Raw genomic sequence first — 20574 nt, 5'->3', positions numbered from 1 at the left:
AACCATCCTTAGGTTCGCGTGTTCTTCACACTGTCTAGAGGAGGACCGAGGAATGAAAACGATTCTATCTGTTGCCGCACTTACAGTAATGCTTTCCGCTGGCGTCAGTTTCGCCCAGCAAGCTCCAAATACAGCAACACCGACACCGCCGGCCCAACAGCCAGCTCAGACCGAAACCGCACCCTCAGCAAACTCGCCGCAACCACCAGAAATGGGGCAGCACCGACCTGATGACGATGCAATGATGAGGGGCGGTTGGCGTAGGGGGCCAATGAACCATCGTCCGTTCCTGTCTAGGGCCGCTCGTTTCCGCATCGAGAACGGCGACGTCAAAATCGACATCAAATGTGCCGATGACGAACCAATGAAGGCATGTGCAGACGAGTTAAACCAAATTCTGGACAGGCTTGAAGGGCGGTCCTCCTCGTCGCGGTACGAGGACGATCAATAGCCGAGTCGGCGATCGGGACTGGCCGCCGGAAGTTTTCCGATCCCATTTTCGTCTAAATCATTGATTTTCGGTGGTTGTGGCGTGCCTCCGGGCACGCCACGTGTGATTTATGCACCAGACCAATTACAAGCGTCAGCCAGATGTTCTATTTGGTTTCCAGCATTTCCGGCCTAAAAAACCGGGTGTGCACGACAGGAAAGATATCCATGGCCACCAATCCCGAACGCAATGCCTCCGATTTGTCTGTTGACCCTGAGTTCTTCGATCTGCTGACCGGAAGCTATGCCCGCATCGTTGGGACGCCTCTTATCGGCGAGGAGCTGGGACCTGATTGGCTTTATAACGATGCTCCCTTCGTGGTGGTCGCGCACAATACCGACGCCGATCCGCGTTTCATTTATGCCAATAAAGCTGGCCAGGCTTGTTTCGAATATCCTTGGGACGAATTCATCACTTTGCCGTCGCGTCTTTCGGCGGAGCTTCCGAACCGCGCCGAACGTCAGCAATTGTTAGATGCGGTTACGCGGGACGGCTTCATCTCGGGTTATCGCGGGTTGCGGATCACAAAGTCGGGGCGGCGCTTCTGGATGGAAGACGGCATTGTCTGGCAACTCATCGACCGCGACGGAAATCGACGTGGGCAGGCCGCGACGTTTTCGAAGTGGAAAGACGTGTAGATCGGCGCGGCCATCGCCATCGGCTCCAAAGCCTTTTCCTGCTCGATCTTGCGAAACATGCAGTAATCCGTCTCTCTAGACTGTTCATACTCGATAGCGAATAGCTCGGCGGCATGCCGGCCGGCAGATGTTCTGTCGTTCTCGATCACGGCAGCGATCCGCCGGAACAGTTCGGCCTCAAAGCCGCCCGCAGTGTTGATCGGGTTTGGCCGTGGCAGCCGCGCACCTCCGTCCAATCGGATCGCCGAGACATAAAATTCGCCATCATAATCGTCTCCTGCCGATGTCAAATCGGCGCAGCCGTAAAGAAGCAAGCCCGTTTCCCAACGGTCGCAGAGGTTGATGGTAAGTTCGTCAAATGAGTATTCACAGGAGAAAACGTCAGCGGACATCATTAGGCGGCCATCAGTGCTGTCGGCACAAGCGGTTTTATTGTCTGACACCGGACCTCTAGAGGCATGAACGACAATCTCCCTTTCCGCAGCCGTTACGCTGCGACATCATTTTCGGCCAGCCGATCCGGTTTCGCTGGCTTCAGGCAAGATCTCTAGACTTGCGCGGGCTCATTCCGTTTCGGCCGACCGGCTCGTGAAAGGCAAATTGTCAGGCAGCACGATACATGTCAACATATTTTGTGTCTTATGGTTGAGAATAAACACAAATGATGTTCTTTAGTTTCAGCTGAGCGCTACCGGTCGGATTCGGTCTAGGCTGGACCTGAATAGGCGATGAGTAAAGGAAGAGCGCTTCGGCTCACTTCCTGGCAATATGCCCGCAGATGCGTCCAATGATCGTCAGCCGTGCCAGCTCCACCGTAAAGGTTTCCAACGCGGGGTTGTCTGAAATGATCTTGACCTGGCTGGGCTGGGTGAAGGGAACACGCTGAAGGCGCTTGATCTGCGGTTCGGAATAGCCGTCGCTGATGGCATAGACCGTGTCGGTCGCCATTTGATTCTGCGAGAGATCGACGATCACGCGGTCGCCCGGCATGTAGGTGGGCTGCATGGAATCGCCGATGACTTCCATGATGATGGTATGGTTCGGCGATGCCTTCGCTTCGTTGCGCAAGTAGCCTGAGGGAATCAGCCATTCCGCGACAATCTTGTGGCCGGCGACATTGCCCGCGCCGACGGGCAGATTGATGACCTCGCCGACAACGCCGCTGCCGGCGCCGAGTTTGACGTCCACCTCCGGCGTCGCGCCTTCGATCTTCGGCTGCCAATGTTCCCGACTGTAGCTGAGGTCTTCGACGCCCTCGGCAAACCCTTCATTATATTGTTCATCCGGGTCGAAGGAGGTGACCACCATGCGTGGTCCTGGCCGCTCAACCTTCCTTGGACCTTCGCCGGTCAGGAGATAGCCGGCAGTGGTACTGAACTTCTTGGCATAGCGATCGGCGATCTCGGGGCCGAATTCGTTCTGGCCGTTTTCGTGCGCTCGGTAGGTGGATAACCCGATACCGAGCGCCTCCGCCGCTTTCGTCGCGGAGGGATAATTTGCGGCTTCGCGCGCCGCCTTCAGTCGTTCGCCCATGGATTTCTGCATGATCCAACACTCGCAAAACAAATAACACAAATCATGTTGACATCGATATTAATAACAACATATTTTGTGTCCATCAAGATGCCGGTGGCGAAATTCGCAGCAGGCTGAAGTCCCGGGGCAAACGGCGTCCGGCGAACAACGGTTTTGGGAGTGATCGCATGATCTCGACTGGGAAGGGCAGAAAGGCGGGCTTGAGCTCAGGTTATTTGGACTTCTTCTGGGGCTGCCCTGGCTGTGGCCGGGCATTGTCGATCGGGGAGGTGATCGAGCAGCACTGTGAGGCCTGCGACGAACATGTCGAGCCAGCGGAGACATTTGATACTGGTTCGGTCGGGAGTCAGCCCGACATGGAGAAGGCGATATGAGCGAGATGATTCAAGGCTTTCTTGCCAGTGTCGGTGCCGCCCTGTTCTTCACCTGTGTTCTTGCAACCCTGAAGCCGATCATTTCGTCGCGGCTGTCCGCCGGCGAGGAGGATGACGCCAGCGGCGCGCCAGAGGGGGATCTGGTCCACTTCCGGATGACCGGGAACGAGTAGTGCGAGGTGCACCCAAGATCGCGTCGCGCGCTGAAACACAACGCGGAACACCAGATCGGCGATCGAAACAATTTCAAATCCTAATTCAAAGACCTGGTCCGAAGCGGCCAGAGGAGGTTTCCATGAATGAATTTCAAATCGGTACCGAGGCCGTCGCCGGAGGCCATCTTGGCTGGATACGCAAGGTCCACCGCGCCACGAACGAAGTCCTCAGGGATCATCGCGGCGAACCCATTGTTTTCTCGACCCAGGATGCGGCCAAGGCGGCAGCCGGGGAGGCGATGATTGCTTATCTCAACACGCCGATGCTGCGCGATGGGGCGAGAGTGGAGGCGATCTCAAAGGCGGAAGCGCTGTTCAAGCCGAGGCATCCTTTCGCCGACGCCGGAGCAGCCAACGGGAAGGTGGCATGACCAAGAGGTTGCCATTGATTGCGTTCATTTTTTTCCTGGAAGTGAGGCGAGATACCCATGAGCAAAGGCAGGCTCGATACTCTTCTTGACGGTCTCGGCATCAAGCTGGTCCCGGTTCACCGCCGCCGCGCTCCTGCACAAAGTCATGCGCGCGGCACAATGCAGGAAATTCGCGGGCAGCACGGCGACGGGCATCTGGTCTTCGTATTGCGCTGTATCCGCCAGACCGGCAGCAACCGCGATGAACTTTGGTCGGACACGATCGGAGCCGTTTCCGACATCCTCGTTCAGCGGAAGGATTGGGCGCTGCAGCGCCCCAGCGACCTGCTGGCCGCCTTCGACGATATCGCGCTTGGCGCTTTGCGCGCCGACGCCGTGGTGCGGCGTCCATGGCCGGTGCGCGCGACACTTCGGATTTTGATCTATCGGGAACTGGAGAAACGCCTTGATGCATCGGAACGCCTTGCAGGTTGACGATTTGTCGGAGCGCGCGGCTGAGATCGCCGATCTGAGCCTGATCGTTCGCGCCCGTTTTGTCGAGGCTGCCGACACGATGATCCATCTCGATGTGCGGGGCGTGCGCCCCGATCAGGTGCGCTCGCTTTGGCCCGATGTTCTTCCTGAACCGACCGATCACGGCGATATCCGTATCCGCTATCGCCCGAATGCGGCAGCGATCAGCCGTGCCGAAGAAGTGCTACAGGGCTGGCTGCTGACCCATATCAGGGACCCGGAGCGCCGCATCCTGCTTTCCCGATGGTCTGTCTGCCTTGTCGCGCCCCACATCGTCGGTTCCTTCCGCGATTTCTGCGGGAGGACAGGGCGGGTGCGGCGAACGGCGGAACGGCGTATCCAGAGCGAATTTCAAAACGTTGCCAATGCACTGCTCGCAATTTCGCCCTCGCTGCACGAGCCCGATTGGTCACGCATATCGCCGATGATGCCGAACTCCGGAGGGAGTTTTGAGCGAATGAAAACACCGCCCGTAAAGCATCCGACGCATTGGCTGCCGGAAGATTCGAAGCCGGTCTTCGATGCAGCCAGCCCGGAATTGGCGGTACTGGCGAATCGGCTGGAACGAGAGAACCGGCGGCGTGCGAAGATGAAAGCTTAAGTTCGCTATCGGCCCTGGTTCAAACCCAAGGCTTTCGTCGTCAAGATTGATCTTCGTTGCCTCGGCTTTGCCGGGGCGTTTTGCTTTCAAATGCAAAGACCCCGCTCGGCCTCGAGCTGGTGGCGGCGCCAAAATCCGGCACAGTATATTCCGCTAGCAACCGCAGCCGCGACTGCCGCAGATGGGCACGCCAGGGATCGCCAATCAGGACATCGATGCCTTGTTCCAGGCAACGATCGAGAAACGCCGTGACGCGCTCGGCAAGCCCGGCTTCGTAGAAGAGATCACCGACGCAGACAATGTCTGTGGCGGGAAGCTCGCCTTTCGTCAGATCGGCGAGAACAGGCAGAATTGTCACCCCATTGATGGCGGCATTCAGTCCTATCGCAGCGATCGCATAGGGATCGACGTCGGCCGCGATCACCTCCGTTGCGCCCGCCTTTGCCGCTGCAATGCCGACAATGCCGGAGCCGGCCCCGAGATCGAGCACGCGCCGGCCGGCAACCACGTCAGGCCGATCGAGAAGATACCGCGCCAGCACCAACCCTCCGCCCCAGTGATGCGCCCAGTAGGGTGAGCCAAATTCCGGATCCTGTTCGGCAAGCCGCCACAAGCCGCTTTGCGGTCCGGCTCTGTGCAGGCGAATTTCCGGAATAGACGGGACAGGCAGGACAGGAAGATTGGCGAAGATGAAATCTTTTGCCGCCTCGATCCTGGCTAAGCTTTGCTCGGCATTTTCCGGAGTTTCCATCTGTGGCCAGGTGAACTGAAGCGCAACAAGACGTTTCGCGGCACGCTCGCAGCGTTCGGTCAAGAACTGCGACTCGGATAACTGCATGCGTTCGACTGCTATGGCGTGGAGATGGGCGGCCACGGTCGCCGGTGTGACCTCTTCGAGCGTCAGCATTGTCGAGATTTCCCCGGCATAACTGTCATATTCGTCGCTGATTTCCGATCTCTCCTGGATGTCAATCGGGTCCCACTCGCGCAACAGTATCGTGCTGATTTGCGAGAAGTGATCGGGCTGATGTCCATCTGGTCTTTCAGTCATTTGCTTGTCAGCTGTTGGAGCTACCGGCAGGGAAAGCGGAGTATTCCGCTTCACTCGTCGGACGACAGGATGCGATATTTTGATGTAATTTCAAGATATTATCTATGGGGTCGCCGAACATTTCCCAATCCTTGCAGCCGGCTCGTCGATCAAGGGTGTCGCCAACAGCGCCGAATTGGGCTATTGATTTTGGCATGATGAGAACAGTTGCAGCGACGCACTGTTGACCACGAGCGGCACTATCGACCGCTTGTTTCCCTTTCAACGTTCCATCGGAAATTCCAAAGCATGTCCACTGCCGACAAGCCTGTCGCACCGCGCAAGCCGCGTGCCCGCAGGCGATACGCCGCTCGACTATATGCTGAAAGTCATGCGCGACGACGAGGCGGATCAGAAGCGGCGAGATGAAATGGCGAAGATCGCCGCATCCTATGTTCACCAGAATCCGAGTGAACGCCAGAGTGGTGCCCCGGTACATTTAATTATAGCGCCAGCCGTTCGATTGGTTTCCCCTCTCATGGAGGAAAGAGGACCAATCACATGGCACGCAGATCCATCAGGGAAACACCGGGCCAACGGGAAGCACACAAGAAGGCTCTCCAAGCACGGCTGAACAGCCAGGAACGCTCCGAGGACACGAGACGTGAGATCGAGGTCGGCGCCTCCATCATTCGACGTCTCGCGCATTGCCGCGACGATGTCTCGAAAGGCCTCTTTGCCCGGTTGCGGCCAGAGTTTCCGGGTTTCCTAACCCGTGACCGTAACAGAACTTTATTTGCCAATCAGCTCGATATCGACACAGCCGAGGGCCTGTTCGATCATGCGTAAGAGGATCTGCAAGGCGGGTTGGGCTGGTCGCTCTTGCGATCAGACGGCTATGCGGTATTGGCTGTCGATGCCGATCGGTACTTTGAGCGCTCGCGTAAGCCGTGTAGAACGAGCCGATACTGGCTCACCCGTTTTAACCATTGTTTCAGCTCGATTGGGGAATCATTGCTGCCATGATGAAGACGTCAGTTGATCATATTCCGCTTCGCAAGCAGCGCGAGCTCAGCCGTGTTGTCGAAATCCTCCACGAGGAATTCGAGGACGCGTTGAAGGAAGGCACGGCCGAATTCAAGAAACGCGGCCGGATCCTCAAGATCATCCTGTTCGGCTCTTATGCCAAGGGCAGCTGGGTCGATGAACCATTTACGATGAAGGGCTATCGCTCAGACTTCGATCTACTGATCATCGTCAACAACCGAAAACTCTGCGATTTCGCCACATACTGGCACAAGGCCGCCGACCGGATCATCCGTGACAATGCGATCGAGACGCCGATCAGTTTCATCGTCCATTCCAGACGCGAGGTTAACACCTTCCTCAAGGACGGACAGTACTTCTTTTCCGACATCCGCAAGGAAGGTGTGGTTCTCTACGAGCTAGACGATGAGCCACTGCCTGAGCCGCAACCGCTATCGGCGCTGGATAGGTTGCGGGTAGCACAGCGGCATTATGCGTCTCGCCAAAGCCTACTTCGTCAATTCGCGGAAGGGGCCAAATTCCATATAAGCAGAGGCAATTATGATGTAGCCGCGTTCGATTTGCATCAGTCACTTGAGCAAGCCTACTCCTGTGTCTTGCTAACGCTGACGAACTACGCACCGCCATCCCACAATATCAAATTCCTCCGCTCGCTCGCAGAAGAGCAGGAGCGACGGCTGGCAAAGGTATTTCCCCGCGATCAGCATCGTGAGCGCGCCTGGTTTAATACATTGAATGAAGCCTATGTGAAGGCGCGGTATTCAAGACATTTCGACATCAGCGAGGAAGCTCTTGCCTGGCTTGCCGATCGCGCTGCGGTGCTAGTCAATCTCGTAGACGCCGTCTGTGCAGAGCAAATTCAGAAGCTCGAACGCGACGCGGATTGAGGCAATTGCTTCCTAATTTTCTGGTTTTGATCCGCTTGAAGCGGCGGTGGTCAAGGTTACGCGCGATAGACTGTCCAGCTTGGCGAAGCCTCAGCCGCCGGCCGTTAAATGAGAGCGCCTTCCCTGGCTAACATAGCCGGAGGGAGCGAGGATTCTAATTTCAAGGGGTTTAGAGGCAGGTCATGATAGTGAACGAATTTCTCGATGCGTCAGGCGTCAAGGTCGGAGTTGTCATCGCTGGTCTCTCAGGCGGCATTTTGTACGGCCTATCGCGTCGCCGATATACCACCCGCGAAATCATTGCATCACCCATTTGCGGAGCACTGGCGGCGGCTTACCTGACGGAGCCGGCGCTTTACTATCTGCGCGCGGTCAATTGGCCGTTGCCGCAAAAAGATGTTGCTGCCATGAATGCCACGGCCTTTGTGGTCGGCGTCTGCGCCATGTGGATCGCAGACCTAGCTATCGATTCGATTTCGCGGTGGATTAGAGGCGGGAGGGCCATACCCTGAATGTCACCATCACACACGGTTGTCGCAACTATCTCTGTTTGCCCCTATGGATTTGTCGGCTTCACCTGATGCCGGCAATTTGCCTACCTCGCCCTCTCCTGAACAGGAGAGGACTTTTTTTGTGTTTATGGCTTTTGTCGTCGTACGGGACAGCGTTTTTGCCGAGGCACAGTAACCGAATCGCAATGTGAGATCTTCGTATCTATCGCCAAGAGCAATGGCTTTCATCTGAACTAATCATTATCACCGCCGTCGTTTGGCTGGTAATAGTGGCTCGCGGACATCGAAGATGAAAGGCGCTTGCGATGAGCCAATGGCCAGACAACCGGATCCTTGATCTGTTCGGTATCGACATCCCCATCATCCAGGCGCCCATGGCAGGCGCGACCACGCCGGAGATGGTGGTTGCGGTCAGTGAGGCTGGCGGGCTCGGATCCCTGCCGAGCGCGCAGTATAATGCCGAGCAACTCCGAGCGACTCTGGATACGATACGAGCGGCTACGAAAAAGCCGATCAATGTCAACTTCTTTGCCCACACCATGCCCGAAGATGATCCCGCGGGACAAATGGCATGGCGATCGCGGCTTGCGCCCTATTATGTCGAGGCAGGGCTTGATCCCGCGGCACCAGTTCCGGCAGGTGGCCGGTCGCCGTTCGATACCGCCTTCTGTGAAATCGTAGAGGTGTATCGGCCCGAGGTCGTCAGTTTTCATTTCGGGTTGCCAGATGCGGAGCTGGTCCAACGGGTACGAGCAACCGGAGCGAAGATTATCTCCTCAGCGACTACGGTGGCGGAGGCACGGTGGCTTGCCGAACGTGGCGTCGACGCAGTTATCGCCATGGGTTTTGAGGCCGGTGGCCATCGCGGCAATTTCCTGACGCAAGATATGGCGACCCAGGTTGGCACGATGGCGCTGGTGCCGCAGATTGTCGATGCTGTCACAGTTCCCGTTATTGCCGCGGGCGGAATTGCGGACGGGCGGGGGATTGCGGCGGTTTTCGCACTCGGCGCCGCCGCCGCACAAATCGGCACCAGCTATTTGTTTACGCCCGAAGCGAAAATTCCTCCCGTTCATCGCGCAGCACTGGAGCATGCAGCCGACGACAATACAGCGTTGACCAATGTCTTCACCGGACGGCCGGCGAGGGGTGTGATGAACCGTATCATGCGCGAAGTTGGGCCACTCTCCCATTTGGCGCCCGCATTTCCGACGGCTGGTGGCGCGCTGGCGCCCCTGCGCGCCAAGGCCGAAGCAGCTGATTCCGGTGATTTCACCAACCTCTGGTCCGGTCAGGCTGCGAAATTGGCGCGATCGCTTCGATCGGCTGAATTGACCACTGTTTTGGCGAATGACGCGCTTGCGCATATGAAACGGTTGGCAGGCATGATCGGGCCAAGTAAAACAAAAAATACGATATAAAACAAAAAACTTGAATTAAAAAATTTTCCATCATACTCTCGCCAGCAACCAACAGCAATAAGCGAGGGAACACGATGAAAGCTCAAGCCGTCATCAACAAGGACTTTACCGTCTCCAACGTCGACAAACGGGTCTTCGGCTCGTTTTTGGAGCATATGGGGCGGGCGGTTTATACCGGAATTTATGAACCGGCTCACGAGACGGCAGACAAGAACGGTTTTCGTCAGGATGTTCTGGAGTATGTTCGCGATCTGGATATGCCGATCGTGCGTTATCCAGGGGGTAATTTCGTTTCCGCTTATCGGTGGGAGGACGGCATCGGTCCGCGCGAGGAGCGGCCAGTACGCCTCGACCTTGCCTGGAGGACGCGCGAGACCAACCAAGTCGGCGTCAACGAGTTCGCCGATTGGGCGAAGCTTGCCAAGACCGAGATGATGCTTGCCATGAATCTCGGTTCACGCGGCCTCGATGATGCCCGCAATTTCCTCGAATATTGCAATCATCCGAGCGGCACTTATTGGAGCGATTTGCGCGCCAAGCATGGCTATAAGGACCCGCATAATGTCCGTATATGGTGCTTGGGCAACGAATTGGATGGGCCTTGGCAGGTTGGTCATAAAAGTGCGGCTGAATATGGCCATCTCGCCAATGAGGTCAGCAAGGCATTCAAATACTTCGATAAAACTCTGGAAACGGTGGCCTGCGGTTCGTCCAATGACAAGATGAAGAGCTATCCAGAGTGGGAGGCGACTGTTCTCGATCAGGCCTACGAGAGCGTCGATTATATCTCGTTGCACAAATATTTCGGCAATGAGGAGCAGGATACGCTCAACTACTTCGCCAAGGCGATGGATCTTGACCGTTATATTGTGACCGTCGGTGGCATCATCGATTATATCAAGGCAAAGAAGCGCTCGAAGCGCGATGTGAAAATCTGCTTCGATGAATGGAATGTTTGGTATCACGATCGCAAGGAGGACGGTGAGCGCATCGCCAGCTGGAACTGGCCCGAAGCGCCGGCGCTGCTCGAAGAGGTCTATAACCTCGAGGATGCCTTGTTCGTCGCCTCGCTCCTCAATGTGTTTATTCGTCGGTCCGATCGCGTCAAGATCGCTTGCATGGCTCAGCTGGTGAATGTCATTGCGCCGATTTTGACGCGCACCGATGGCCCGGCCTGGCGCCAAACCATCTACTATCCGTTGCAGCTTGCGTCCAAGTATGGACGTGGCACGGCGTTGAACGTCTCGGCATCGGGGCCGACCTATGATTGCGAGGTCGCCCAGGACGTACCCTACCTCGACATTTCGGCGGTGCTGCATGAGGGGGGCAGGAGCATCGCGATTTTTGCCGTTAACCGCAGCGTTGATCAATCGCTCGATTTATCCGTTGCGCTTCAGGGCTTCAAGAATGTCAAAATCGAGAAGCACACGATTATGACTGGCGAAGATCTGAGAGCCCGAAATACGGTCGACGCACAGCACACCGTTGTTCCGAGAGACGGCTCCGGTCTTGGTCTGACGGATGAAGGCGCTGTTGCCGGCAAGCTGCCGCCGAAATCCTACCACTTCATCCTGCTGTCGGTCGCAACAGCCTGACAAGCTGGGTCCGCTGGACGGTGGCGAAAGAGGCCGCCGTCCGGAGGGGAGTTGATCACGGGAGGATCAGGCTCATGGTGGGAATTCAGAGTGCCGACGTTCAAAATGCCAAAGTCCAGAATCTAGGAATCCAGTTGACGGATGTCAGCAAGTCCTTCGGCGCGCTGAAGGTCATCCATGGTGTTGACATCAAGATTGAGCAGGGCGAGTTCGCCGTCTTCGTTGGACCTTCCGGCTGCGGAAAATCGACCTTGCTGCGCATGATTGCCGGGCTGGAGGAAACGTCGGGCGGCCGGATCGAGATCGAGGGCCGGGATGTCACGCACAAGGAAGCGTCCACCCGTGGCGTGGCCATGGTCTTCCAGTCATATGCGCTTTATCCGCATCTGACCGTCTTCGACAATATGGCCTTCAGCCTGTCTGTAGCGGGGCGACCCAAGGCTGAAATTGCCGAAAAGGTGCGATCGGCCGCCGAGATCCTGCGTCTCACCGATTATCTCAAGAGCAAACCCAGCCAGCTTTCCGGCGGTCAGCGTCAACGCGTCGCGATCGGTCGCGCCATTGTCCGTCAGCCTCGGGTTTTTCTGTTCGATGAACCGCTGTCGAATCTCGATGCCGAGCTACGCGTGAAGATGCGGATGGAGATTGCCCGGTTACATCGCCAGATCGGCGCAACAATGGTCTATGTCACCCACGATCAGGTCGAAGCGATGACTCTCGCAGACAAGATCGTGGTGCTGAAGTCCGGCGTTGTGCAGCAAGCTGGGGCGCCGCTCGATCTCTACCGTAATCCCGACAATATGTTTGTCGCCGGCTTTATCGGCTCGCCGGGAATGAATTTTCTCTCCGGCAAGGTCGTCGGCAACGCCGATGGTCGCCTGGTCATCACGCTTGACGACCAGCCCGAAACCTCGATCGCTTTGCCTCTGACGGGTGTTTTGCCACAGGCCGGGGCCAAGGTTTTCATCGGCGTCCGGCCTGAGCAGTTGGCGCTGGACGGTGAGGTTCGGTCCGCCTCCCTACAGGTGAAGGCGGAGTTCATCGAGGAGCTCGGCGGTATTGCATACCTGCACGCGTTGACCCGCACCGGCACCGAATTGACGATCGAATGCCGCAGCGACCACCGTCCAAAACCGGGCGAGCCGGTGGTGCTGACGATGACGCCGGAGACGCTGCTGGCTTTTAGCGAAAATGGCAGGCGTATCCGATGATATCATTTTTTTTGATATGTATCGTAAAATATTGAGTGTGCAGGCAGTTTGAGAATGACGGAATGCGGCCGGCAAGAGGATGCCGGACGTTTCCGATGGGTCTACCGGCTCGGTGGAGCGAGCCGGTTCAATGGCAATCATGCCCCTGTGTTGGAGGAGACAGACATGAGACGACTTTTGAAATTGGCGATGGCGGCCGCTTTGACTTTGCTGCCGGCTACGGCGGCTTTTGCGCAGACTGAAATCACCTGGTGGGACTTCCTCAGCGGTGGCGATGGCGTGCGCATGAAGGCGCTGATCCAAAAATTCAACGACACGCATCCTGACATCAAGATCAATGCGACGACGCTGGAATGGGGCGTACCTTTCTACACCAAGGTGCAGACCGCCGCCGCTGTCGGTCAGCAGCCCGATATCATGACTTACCATATCTCGCGCTATCCACTGGCCGTGCCGACCGGCATCCTGCGCCCGTTTACGGCCGATGAGCTTTCGGCGGCGGGCATCAAGAAAGAGAATTATGTCGACGCCGCCTGGAACTCGGCGACCACCGACGGAAAGACCTACGGCATTCCCTTCGATGTCCATTCGATCATTCTCTACTACAACAAGGATATCCTGAAGCAGGCCGGCCTCCTCGGGGATGACGGTTTGCCAAAAGGGCTGGATGGGCTCGATAATTTCAATGCGGTGCTGGGCAAGATCAAGGCGCTCGGCAAGGTCCAATATCCGTTGTCGATTAATAGCGATCAGGGCGCTTCCATCTGGCGCATCTTTTATACGCTCGTCGCTCAACAGGGCGCCAAGTTCTTGGACGGCAAGGAGATTATGCCTGGCGATTCCAGCCTGAAGGCGCTGGATACGATAACGAATTGGATCAAGTCCGGCTATTCCCCGCAGCTCATCTCCTACGAGGCATCGATCGCGCTCTTCACTTCGGGCAAGGCGGCGATGCATATCAACGGGGTCTGGGAAGTGCCGACCATGGTCGACCTGGAAAAGAAAGGTCAGCTCGGCTTTCAATGGGGCGCAATCGAAATTCCGAACCTGATGGGGCAGCAGGCGACCTGGGTCGACTCCCACTCCTTCGCAATTCCGAACAGCACCGTGAAGCCGATCTCGGAGGATAAGGTCAAGACCGTGCTCGAAGTCATCCGGTGGATGAACGAGAATAGCATCTCTTGGGCAAGTGCCGGCCACATCCCGGCCTACAAGCCGGTGACGCAAAGCGCCGACTTCAAGAATATGCAGCCGAACGCCGTCTATTCGAAGCTTGCCGATACCGCCGTCTATGATCCGATCTCGCCGCTCGCCGGTGTCGCTGGGCCGATCTACGAGGCTGCGCAGAACTTCATCATTCCGGCAATCAATGCCCAGCTCGATCCGAAGGACGCCATCGATCAGATGCGTGAAGAGCTGCAGGGCCAGCAATAGCAGCCCTGGGCACAAAGGCCGGCCGGAACTGATCCGGTCGGCTTCCTGCTGGCAAGAGGAAGCGCCATGTTCGCTAGCGAAGGACGAAAGAAGGCTCTGACCGTCGTGCTGATGGTGGCGCCCTTCGTGATTGTCTATCTGATCGTATTTGCCTATCCCGTTTACAAGATGTTTGCGTTGAGCTTCACCAACGCCCCGCTGATCGGCGACGGCCAATGGGTAGGTTTCGACAACTACATCAAACTCTTCAGCCAGAAGCTGTTCTATACCTCGATGTGGAACACCGGCTATTTCGTCCTTTTGAGTGCCGTGCCCAACACGCTGATCGGGCTTGCATTGGCGCTGATGGTCGTTCGATTGGAAGGCCGGTTGCAGAGCCTGGTGCTCGTACTGTTCTTCATTCCCTATATTCTGCCGGTCTCCGTTGTCACGACAATCTGGAAATGGGTACTGGACCAGCAATTCGGCATCGCGCAAAACGTGATTCAACTTTTCACCGGTCATCCCGTCAGCGTCTTTCGCGATCCCATATGGGCGATGCCGATGGTTGCTTTTGTCACCATTTGGTGGACGAACGGCTTCAACCTGCTGCTCTTTATCGCTGCGCTCAAGAACATACCCAAGGATTATTATGAAGCCGCCGCCCTCGACGGCGCATCTCGTCTCCAGGCATTCCGGCGCATAACGTGGCCCTTGATATGGCCGGTGACGACGCTTGTGCTGACGCTGCAACTCATTCTGCAACTGAAGATCTTCGATCAGATCTACCTGCTCACCGAAGGCGGGCCGTTCAATTCCACATATGTACTGTTGTTGCTTGTCTATCGCGAAGGCTTTCGCCTTAGCCATGGTGGTGCTGCTTCGGCGATCGCGGTTATATTGTTTCTGATCATCGTGGCCGCGTCGGTGTTGCAGTACCAGCTTTTGAGAGTGAGGAGAGCAAGCTGATGCCAGGACGCGCGATCGGCAATTCGCTGCTGTTGATTTTGACGCTTTTCATCGCCGGTCTCTGGGCCTTCCCGATCTACTGGGCGATCATAACTTCGGTGAAGCCGGAGCAGGACGTTATTGCCAGCACGACCTTCATCCCACGTGTCTTCGATTTTTCATCCTATTATTTCGCGCTGTTCCAGACCAACTTGCCGACCTGGTACATGAATTCGGTGGTGACATCGGTCAGCGTGACGGTGATCGTCATTGTTATCAGCATGATGTGCGCCTATGCGCTGTCGCAGATTGTCTTCGCGGGGCGGCGGGTGCTCTATTTCGTCATTCTGGCAAGTTTCATGGTGCCGTCGCAAGCGTTGATCATCTCGCAATTCGTGCTGATGCAGAAGCTCGGGCTGATCAATACGCTGAGCGGCATCGTCCTGCCACAACTCATCGTGCCGGTTGTCGTCATCGTCTATAAACAGTTCTTCGATTCCGTGCCGAAGGAGCTGCGCGAGGCGGCAAAGCTCGACGGTTGCGGCGAATTCCAGATCCTCTTCCGGCTTTACCTGCCGCTGAATTGGGGGATCACCACGGCGTTGGCGATCATCACCTATATCATGGCCTGGAACGCCTTCATGTGGCCTTTCCTGGTATCGAACTCCGAAAGCACTATGACGGTTACGGTCGGTATCACCCAGGTCGATGATGCTTTCGGCATCAAATATGCTCGAGACATGGCCGTGGCGATCCTCGCTGCCATGCCCGTTGCCGTTGCCTATCTTCTATTCCAGAAACGGGTGACGCAGGCCTTGATGCTGTCTTCGGGCATCAAGGGATGAGCGGCTGCGTTTCCCTCACCGGCCCGCGGTATCCTCTCCCGGACCGCGGGCCGGTACCCCGAAAAAGTGAGAGGAAAACAACCGAAGAGCGTGATATGAGCCAAAGATTGGTATGACGCGGAGATTTGACAGTTCGATATGGAGACGAAGCTTTTAACAGTTGATCCGATGAAGGATACGGAGGTTGTCGAGGCCCTGGGCTCGGCCACACGTATCGAAATCCTCAATCTGCTCCGTCTCAAAGGTCCCTTGAATGTCAATGATATAGCGGCGCATATGAAGCTGCCGCAATCGACCGCCGCCATCAATATCAAGTCGCTGGAGAAGGCCGGGCTGATCGAAACCCACACCATGAAAGCGAGCAAGGGCAACCAGAAGATCTGTTCCAGCGTCTACGGCGAAATCCTCATCCGCTTCGAAAATCGTTCTACCAGTCTGCGCGAAGACGTCGTCGCCGTCAGCATGCCCATCGGATTGTTCACCGAGTTCGAGGTCGGTCCGCCTTGCGGTCTTTGTTCGGTCAACAACGTCATCGGCATGCTCGATGTGCCGGGTGTATTTCTCGACCCGCAACGCATGCAGGCAGCGCTTCTCTGGTTCACGCGCGGTTACGTCGAATACAAGTTTCCGAACAATGCCAAAGTCAGCGGGCGTCGGATCCGCAAGGTGGAATTCTCCGCCGAGCTCAGTTCCGAGACGCCGGCCACCAATTCCAATTGGCCATCCGATATCTCCATCTGGGTCAACGGCATCAAGGCCGGCCACTGGACGTCGCCCGGCGATTTCGGCGACCGGCGCGGGCTTTATTCGCCGAGCTGGTGGAAGCTCAGCGGCTCTCAATATGGCAAGTTGAAGACCTGGAGCATCGACGATCAGGGCACCTGGATCGACGGTACCATGGTTTCGATGCAGACGATCACATCGCTCGGGCTGCACGACCATCACTCGATCCGCTTTCGCATCGGCATCGATGAGACGGCGGGCAATCCCGGCGGCCTGAATATTTTCGGCAAGGGTTTTGGCGATTTCGATCAAGATATCGTCATGTCGCTCTATTTCTGATTTGCTGCCGGCCGCCTGGCTTTCGGCGGATCGCGATTGCCCATCGCGGGCAAAAAAGGAGGAAATATCAATGGTTTTCACGGCTGATTTGGCAGATCGTTTTGCCGTTTCCACATGGTCTCTGCATCGTGCCCTCGGTGGCACTTATCCTTACAGACCTGGCGGCTCGGACGCACCAACGCGCCTGCCGACCTATGGGGAAGGCTCGGTAGAGCTGATCGATCTTCCGCAACAATTTGCCGAGCGCGACTTCTTCCGGATGGAGATCTGCTCGTTTCATCTCCCGAGCCTTTCGTCATCTTATCTTGCCGACTTGCGGAATGCCTTCGATAAGGCGGGCGTCAAGCTACAAACGCTATTGGTCGAAGACGGCGATCTCAGCAGTCCAGAGACGGCCGAGCGCGATGCTGAATGGATGGCGAGCTGGATCAAGGTCGCTGTGGCCCTTGGCGCCGAAAATATGCGCGTGATTGCCGGTAAGTCGCAGCCGACCGACGAGGCGCTGGCCCGGGCAGAAAAACATCTTCGTTGGCTGGCCGAACGGATTGCCGGCACCGATATCCGCCTTGTCATTGAAAACTGGTTCTCGCTGCTGCCGGGGCCGGTCGAGGTCAATCGTGTGCTTGACGGGCTCGACGGCAAGCTTGGTCTCAATGGCGACTTCGGCAATTGGAAGGGCGCGGGCAAATACGGCGATCTGGCTCAGATCATGGGCCGCGCCGAGCTCTGCCACGCCAAGGCGCATTATTCAGACACCGGTCTTGATATCGAGGACTATGTCCGCTGCGTCGAGCTTTCCAATGCCGCCGGTTACAAAGGCCCGTTTACGCTGATCTACGACTCCTCGTTTTATGAGGACGAATGGCTAGGGCTCCTGGAAGAGCGGGATTGCGTAGCCAGTGTGTTGCGGAAAGCGGCTGCAGCGGCGTGATGGCCCGATGTTGCCGCAGAGGAGGGCCTCCTTCGCGGCAAGCGGGCTTTACCTGGGCAAGCAGAGCCAAAGGGCAACTGTCGGAGAACGCATGGAAGCGCCCAGCGGCGGACGTTGACGCGGGAGAGGCTCCCATGTTCGCGGTTTATCAATCTATCGCGGCAAGGCTCACGCGAATAGCTGAGCCTGCCATCGGCGATTGATTTCCATCGTTGAGGTGCCAGTGTTCACTTGAAACGGCGCTGCGAATTTCAGTGAAATTCGTGCTCGTGCAGGGCGCCGAGCAGTCGATCCTGCGTCTGATAGCCGGCCTCATAGAGGTTGATCGCGACATTGGCCGCGGACAAACCTTCTTGGCTATGCAGTTTGATGCTGCGTTCGGCGCACCATGCGTAAAGCGCGCCGGCGAGAATATCGACATCGTCGAATAGGGGCGAGTTGACCATCATAGACATTCGCTACACCGTGGTTGGAAGCTCAAACTTGAGCGGGGCGGAAGAAAGACTGCTTTTATTCCAAAAGATTGCAATCGACTTCTCGCGCCGGCGTTAACGCCCGCCTGATATGATACAGATCCAGTTTCGTATCGGGACAGATGCTTGCTGGAAGACACTACTGCGGCGTCTGGTCGGGCGCGTGAGGCGCCGGATTCGCAATTTGATCTCTACCGTTATGTGGCACGACGAAAAGAAGGACGCCCAGCGCAAGGGCCAGCGCCACCATGATCAGAAGGATAAGTCTCGGCCGCGAAGGCATCATTGATGGACCGGGTGAGACGCCTCAACTGCCGCTTCGATCAATTCCTCTGCATAGGACAGCGCGGAGGCTGTGTCTTCGCCATCAAGTTTCAATTCCCGGCATTTGCGATGCATGGCCCTGCGAATCTCGGACAGCAAGGCCGCGTCGAGGTCGACATGGCCTTCATAGAAGACATGCGTCAGGGCGGATTGCGCGACGACTTCGAGGACTGCGACACGTCCCTCGATTTCGCCGAGTGAAGGAATGGCATTTTTCTCCACATGATGTTTGCAATCACGATGAGTGGTGAGCATTTCAGCGGTCTCCTCTGCTGAGGCAGATAACCAATGAGAAGCAAAAAGGTTCAGCCAAATTCTATGAAAATCTGGTCCCGTGACGATTGGCTTTTCTCAATGACCTCATTGATGCTGAAACACGCGCAAATGGGTCACTTCATCGGGCAGAGCTTCATATCCGACAATACATCAGCACAGCGCGGTGAGCGACGGAAATCGTCGTAATAGAGTATCCATTCTGTGCTGTCGGCGGCGCGATAGGGGCCAAACTTGAAATACTGGTTTTTGCCCAGGCCCTTGTCGGCATGACCGATATGTCCCTTGACGGTGACGATCCATTTGTCGTTGGCGAAGAGCTCGATATGGCCGGTGCCGTCAGGGCCTGGTTTGCTGTAGATGGCAAAGTCGATCCAGCCGGAATCCGGCGTCGGCAACTTGTTGCCGTGATCGGTAATTGTGATGGCGCTGGTGCAGCCGGTAAATTCTTTGCCATCCTCCTTGCCCCAATTGCCGTCGGTGGCGACCAGTGCACGCATCTGGTTCGTGTCGGCGCGGAACCAGACTGGCGTCTGATTGTCGTCACATGTCTTTGCCCCGGCGCTAACGTCGGTCTTTGGTGGAGCGACATAGTTGGTTTCAACCGTGGCGAAGAGTTTGCCATTGTTCAATCGCAGCGCGAGGAAAGGACTGAAGTCTCCCTTTGCCTTCGGCCCGATCTCGCGCTTCCATTGAGCAATGAGATAGCGATGATCACCGGAGGGAATGGGGTCGGCGAATTTGACCGCAAAACCGTACCAGACACCCTGGTTATAGGGGACACGAGATTTAGTGCGCTCCCAGATTTCGGCTCGTTCGCTGCAGTTTACCTTACCTGGAGCGCACAGCGGCTTGACGCTGAGCTTCAGCGCACCGGTGCCGGTGCGCTTTACTTCCGATTGGAATTCGACCTTGCCGGCTTCCTGTTCGGAATTGTCACGATAATAGAGATGGCCCGAGGGAGCGAAGTCGCTACCATCGAAACCATCGTGCAGCACCAATTGAGCGGGATCCTCGGCCAATGCCGGTGTCATAACGCAGGTGCAAGTGCAGGCCAGGATGGCGGGCAGTGCATATTTTGCGTTCATGACGGGAGGCTCCTTCGGCGGGGTGATCTTGGAACAGTATCAATGACCTGTTCGTCTTCAAGGGGCAAGGGGATGCAACACTTGACGTTGGCTTGGTGCTCGTCGGGTGATGTCGGAAAACATTGGTGGAAATTCGCATCTTCGACCAAAAATGGCGGCTCGATTTCGACCTACCGAAGAGAGCAGTAGACAAATCGCCTCGTCCGCGTTTGATAAGCCGATCAATGTTGGAGGAAGGATGTCCATGACGATCGAATATGACCTCAGCCGCATCGCGCTGCAGGAAGAGACGCTGCGCTTCGACGCTTTCGATCTTTCGACCGCCTGGGTGCTCGGCAAACTGCTGCACGACCTTGCCAGCGAGCGCAATCTGGGTGTCGCAATTGACATTACGCTGCATTCCATGCCGGTATTTTACATCGCGCTGCCGGGCTCGACGCCCGACAATTCCAACTGGATTCGCCGTAAGCGCAATATGGTGTTGCGCTATTTCCGCAGCAGTTATGCAAGCACGCTGCGGCTGGAACAGCAGGGTAAGACGATCGAGCACAACGGGCTCTCAAGTGCCGACTATGCCGCATCCGGCGGCAGCTTTCCGATCTTCGTCAACGGCACAGGCTGTATCGGTGCTGTCACTGTGTCGGGACTTCCGCAGCGCGAAGACCACAATCTCGTTGTCGAGGCTCTGGCGCTTACGCTTGGCCACGAGCTGCACAATCTCAGCCTGTCGTAAAAGACGAGTGCGGCGTCACGCTCGAGGCGGACGCCGCCCTTGA

At 56.7% G+C, this 20574-nt stretch carries 24 protein-coding genes; 18 read left to right on the top strand and 6 right to left on the bottom strand.

Annotated elements, in window-relative coordinates; all coding sequences use genetic code 11:
• Positions 1-52 precede the first annotated feature (52 nt).
• Positions 53-451, top strand: a complete 399-nt coding sequence (locus tag CCGE525_RS13310; RefSeq protein WP_120704681.1) for a hypothetical protein — start codon at positions 53-55, stop codon at positions 449-451.
• A gap of 206 nt (positions 452-657) precedes the next feature.
• Positions 658-1128 (top strand): MEKHLA domain-containing protein, encoded by a 471-nt coding sequence (locus CCGE525_RS13305; RefSeq protein WP_120704680.1) that lies wholly within the window; start codon positions 658-660, stop codon positions 1126-1128.
• Positions 1129-1881: 753 nt separating this feature from the next.
• Here the strand turns inward: CCGE525_RS13305 and CCGE525_RS13295 are convergent.
• Entirely contained in the window at positions 1882-2673 is a 792-nt protein-coding gene (locus CCGE525_RS13295; RefSeq protein WP_120704679.1) for a S24 family peptidase, read from the bottom strand.
• A 361-nt stretch (positions 2674-3034) separates the two neighbouring features.
• On the opposite strand from CCGE525_RS13295, the gene CCGE525_RS38295 reads away from it, so the two are divergent.
• The 4 genes from CCGE525_RS38295 to CCGE525_RS13275 all read left to right on the top strand — a co-directional run bounded on the left by CCGE525_RS38295 (position 3035) and on the right by CCGE525_RS13275 (position 4738).
• Entirely contained in the window at positions 3035-3211 is a 177-nt protein-coding gene (locus CCGE525_RS38295) for a hypothetical protein (protein ID WP_162950163.1), read from the top strand.
• A gap of 122 nt (positions 3212-3333) precedes the next feature.
• Complete coding sequence (locus CCGE525_RS13285) at positions 3334-3624, top strand: hypothetical protein (protein WP_120704677.1); 291 nt, start codon at positions 3334-3336, stop codon at positions 3622-3624.
• Between the two features lie 57 nt (positions 3625-3681).
• A complete protein-coding gene (locus tag CCGE525_RS13280) occupies positions 3682-4098 on the top strand; it encodes a hypothetical protein (protein WP_120704676.1) in 417 nt (138 codons plus the stop codon).
• Positions 4073-4738 carry a DUF6362 family protein gene (locus tag CCGE525_RS13275; RefSeq protein WP_120704675.1) on the top strand — a complete coding sequence of 222 codons (666 nt, stop codon included), beginning with the start codon at positions 4073-4075 and terminating at the stop codon, positions 4736-4738. Before CCGE525_RS13280 ends, CCGE525_RS13275 begins: the two co-directional genes overlap by 26 nt.
• Before the next feature lie 40 nt (positions 4739-4778).
• Here the strand turns inward: CCGE525_RS13275 and CCGE525_RS13270 are convergent, their stop codons facing one another.
• Positions 4779-5489, bottom strand: a complete 711-nt coding sequence (locus CCGE525_RS13270) for a class I SAM-dependent methyltransferase (RefSeq protein WP_120706397.1) — start codon at positions 5487-5489, stop codon at positions 4779-4781.
• Between the two features lie 307 nt (positions 5490-5796).
• Positions 5797-6267, bottom strand: a complete 471-nt coding sequence (locus CCGE525_RS38290; RefSeq protein ID WP_162950097.1) for a hypothetical protein — start codon at positions 6265-6267, stop codon at positions 5797-5799.
• Between the two features lie 62 nt (positions 6268-6329).
• On the opposite strand from CCGE525_RS38290, the gene CCGE525_RS13265 reads away from it, so the two are divergent.
• The 11 genes from CCGE525_RS13265 (at position 6330) to CCGE525_RS13215 (ending at position 17640) form a co-directional block, all read left to right on the top strand.
• Positions 6330-6617 (top strand): mobilization protein, encoded by a 288-nt coding sequence (locus tag CCGE525_RS13265; protein ID WP_120704674.1) that lies wholly within the window; start codon positions 6330-6332, stop codon positions 6615-6617.
• Positions 6618-6790: 173 nt separating this feature from the next.
• A complete protein-coding gene (locus CCGE525_RS13260; protein ID WP_342637426.1) occupies positions 6791-7702 on the top strand; it encodes a nucleotidyltransferase and HEPN domain-containing protein in 912 nt (303 codons plus the stop codon).
• A 182-nt stretch (positions 7703-7884) separates the two neighbouring features.
• The gene (locus CCGE525_RS13255) at positions 7885-8214 is read left to right on the top strand and encodes a hypothetical protein (RefSeq protein WP_120704673.1); all 330 of its coding nucleotides are present in this window, start codon (positions 7885-7887) and stop codon (positions 8212-8214) included.
• A gap of 305 nt (positions 8215-8519) precedes the next feature.
• Entirely contained in the window at positions 8520-9635 is a 1116-nt protein-coding gene (locus CCGE525_RS13250; RefSeq protein ID WP_120704672.1) for an NAD(P)H-dependent flavin oxidoreductase, read from the top strand.
• Between the two features lie 74 nt (positions 9636-9709).
• Entirely contained in the window at positions 9710-11230 is a 1521-nt protein-coding gene (gene arfA / locus CCGE525_RS13245) for an arabinosylfuranosidase ArfA (RefSeq protein WP_120704671.1), read from the top strand.
• A gap of 74 nt (positions 11231-11304) precedes the next feature.
• Complete coding sequence (locus tag CCGE525_RS13240; protein WP_120704670.1) at positions 11305-12441, top strand: ABC transporter ATP-binding protein; 1137 nt, start codon at positions 11305-11307, stop codon at positions 12439-12441.
• A 165-nt stretch (positions 12442-12606) separates the two neighbouring features.
• The gene (locus tag CCGE525_RS13235; protein WP_120706395.1) at positions 12607-13875 is read left to right on the top strand and encodes an ABC transporter substrate-binding protein; all 1269 of its coding nucleotides are present in this window, start codon (positions 12607-12609) and stop codon (positions 13873-13875) included.
• Positions 13876-13941: 66 nt separating this feature from the next.
• Positions 13942-14823 (top strand): carbohydrate ABC transporter permease, encoded by an 882-nt coding sequence (locus CCGE525_RS13230; RefSeq protein ID WP_120704669.1) that lies wholly within the window; start codon positions 13942-13944, stop codon positions 14821-14823.
• Positions 14823-15647: a carbohydrate ABC transporter permease gene (locus CCGE525_RS13225; RefSeq protein ID WP_120704668.1), complete on the top strand. Its 825-nt coding sequence runs from the start codon at positions 14823-14825 to the stop codon at positions 15645-15647. The genes CCGE525_RS13230 and CCGE525_RS13225 overlap by 1 nt, the downstream gene beginning before the upstream one ends.
• Positions 15648-15785: 138 nt before the next feature.
• Positions 15786-16709, top strand: coding sequence for an ArsR/SmtB family transcription factor (locus tag CCGE525_RS13220; RefSeq protein ID WP_120704667.1), 924 nt, complete (start codon positions 15786-15788; stop codon positions 16707-16709).
• Between the two features lie 70 nt (positions 16710-16779).
• Positions 16780-17640: a sugar phosphate isomerase/epimerase family protein gene (locus tag CCGE525_RS13215; protein ID WP_120704666.1), complete on the top strand. Its 861-nt coding sequence runs from the start codon at positions 16780-16782 to the stop codon at positions 17638-17640.
• A gap of 251 nt (positions 17641-17891) precedes the next feature.
• Here the strand turns inward: CCGE525_RS13215 and CCGE525_RS13210 are convergent, their stop codons facing one another.
• The 3 genes from CCGE525_RS13210 to CCGE525_RS13200 form a co-directional block, all read right to left on the bottom strand.
• The gene (locus CCGE525_RS13210; protein WP_120704665.1) at positions 17892-18095 is read right to left on the bottom strand and encodes a hypothetical protein; all 204 of its coding nucleotides are present in this window, start codon (positions 18093-18095) and stop codon (positions 17892-17894) included.
• Between the two features lie 300 nt (positions 18096-18395).
• Positions 18396-18692 (bottom strand): hypothetical protein, encoded by a 297-nt coding sequence (locus CCGE525_RS13205; RefSeq protein WP_120704664.1) that lies wholly within the window; start codon positions 18690-18692, stop codon positions 18396-18398.
• A 134-nt stretch (positions 18693-18826) separates the two neighbouring features.
• A complete protein-coding gene (locus tag CCGE525_RS13200) occupies positions 18827-19798 on the bottom strand; it encodes a polysaccharide lyase family 20 protein (RefSeq protein ID WP_120704663.1) in 972 nt (323 codons plus the stop codon).
• 244 nt (positions 19799-20042) lie between these two features.
• Between CCGE525_RS13200 and CCGE525_RS13195 the strand changes: the two genes are divergently transcribed.
• Positions 20043-20531 carry a heme-degrading domain-containing protein gene (locus tag CCGE525_RS13195; RefSeq protein WP_120706394.1) on the top strand — a complete coding sequence of 163 codons (489 nt, stop codon included), beginning with the start codon at positions 20043-20045 and terminating at the stop codon, positions 20529-20531.
• The last annotated feature ends 43 nt before the right edge of the window (positions 20532-20574 follow it).

Origin of the sequence: Rhizobium jaguaris, from assembly GCF_003627755.1 — a bacterium.
Lineage (GTDB): Bacteria > Pseudomonadota > Alphaproteobacteria > Rhizobiales > Rhizobiaceae > Rhizobium > Rhizobium jaguaris.
This window is presented reverse-complemented; position numbering and strand designations above follow the sequence as displayed.

Bases quoted from the DNA above. Each gene is read 5' to 3' on its own strand.
- CCGE525_RS13250 (WP_120704672.1), top strand. From the start codon at position 8,520: ATGAGCCAATGGCCAGACAACCGGATCCTTGATCTGTTCGGTATCGAC.
- CCGE525_RS13260 (WP_342637426.1), top strand. From the start codon at position 6,791: ATGATGAAGACGTCAGTTGATCATATTCCGCTTCGCAAGCAGCGCGAG.
- CCGE525_RS13220 (WP_120704667.1), top strand. From the start codon at position 15,786: ATGGAGACGAAGCTTTTAACAGTTGATCCGATGAAGGATACGGAGGTT.
- CCGE525_RS13310 (WP_120704681.1), top strand. From the start codon at position 53: ATGAAAACGATTCTATCTGTTGCCGCACTTACAGTAATGCTTTCCGCT.
- CCGE525_RS38295 (WP_162950163.1), top strand. From the start codon at position 3,035: ATGAGCGAGATGATTCAAGGCTTTCTTGCCAGTGTCGGTGCCGCCCTG.
- CCGE525_RS13225 (WP_120704668.1), top strand. From the start codon at position 14,823: ATGCCAGGACGCGCGATCGGCAATTCGCTGCTGTTGATTTTGACGCTT.
- CCGE525_RS13305 (WP_120704680.1), top strand. From the start codon at position 658: ATGGCCACCAATCCCGAACGCAATGCCTCCGATTTGTCTGTTGACCCT.
- CCGE525_RS13285 (WP_120704677.1), top strand. From the start codon at position 3,334: ATGAATGAATTTCAAATCGGTACCGAGGCCGTCGCCGGAGGCCATCTT.
- CCGE525_RS13215 (WP_120704666.1), top strand. From the start codon at position 16,780: ATGGTTTTCACGGCTGATTTGGCAGATCGTTTTGCCGTTTCCACATGG.
- CCGE525_RS13205 (WP_120704664.1), bottom strand. From the start codon at position 18,692: ATGCTCACCACTCATCGTGATTGCAAACATCATGTGGAGAAAAATGCC.
- CCGE525_RS13295 (WP_120704679.1), bottom strand. From the start codon at position 2,673: ATGCAGAAATCCATGGGCGAACGACTGAAGGCGGCGCGCGAAGCCGCA.
- CCGE525_RS13275 (WP_120704675.1), top strand. From the start codon at position 4,073: ATGCATCGGAACGCCTTGCAGGTTGACGATTTGTCGGAGCGCGCGGCT.
- CCGE525_RS13195 (WP_120706394.1), top strand. From the start codon at position 20,043: ATGACGATCGAATATGACCTCAGCCGCATCGCGCTGCAGGAAGAGACG.
- CCGE525_RS13280 (WP_120704676.1), top strand. From the start codon at position 3,682: ATGAGCAAAGGCAGGCTCGATACTCTTCTTGACGGTCTCGGCATCAAG.
- arfA (WP_120704671.1), top strand. From the start codon at position 9,710: ATGAAAGCTCAAGCCGTCATCAACAAGGACTTTACCGTCTCCAACGTC.
- CCGE525_RS13230 (WP_120704669.1), top strand. From the start codon at position 13,942: ATGTTCGCTAGCGAAGGACGAAAGAAGGCTCTGACCGTCGTGCTGATG.
- CCGE525_RS13210 (WP_120704665.1), bottom strand. From the start codon at position 18,095: ATGTCTATGATGGTCAACTCGCCCCTATTCGACGATGTCGATATTCTC.
- CCGE525_RS38290 (WP_162950097.1), bottom strand. From the start codon at position 6,267: ATGTACCGGGGCACCACTCTGGCGTTCACTCGGATTCTGGTGAACATA.
- CCGE525_RS13270 (WP_120706397.1), bottom strand. From the start codon at position 5,489: ATGGAAACTCCGGAAAATGCCGAGCAAAGCTTAGCCAGGATCGAGGCG.
- CCGE525_RS13200 (WP_120704663.1), bottom strand. From the start codon at position 19,798: ATGAACGCAAAATATGCACTGCCCGCCATCCTGGCCTGCACTTGCACC.
- CCGE525_RS13240 (WP_120704670.1), top strand. From the start codon at position 11,305: ATGGTGGGAATTCAGAGTGCCGACGTTCAAAATGCCAAAGTCCAGAAT.
- CCGE525_RS13235 (WP_120706395.1), top strand. From the start codon at position 12,607: ATGAGACGACTTTTGAAATTGGCGATGGCGGCCGCTTTGACTTTGCTG.
- CCGE525_RS13255 (WP_120704673.1), top strand. From the start codon at position 7,885: ATGATAGTGAACGAATTTCTCGATGCGTCAGGCGTCAAGGTCGGAGTT.
- CCGE525_RS13265 (WP_120704674.1), top strand. From the start codon at position 6,330: ATGGCACGCAGATCCATCAGGGAAACACCGGGCCAACGGGAAGCACAC.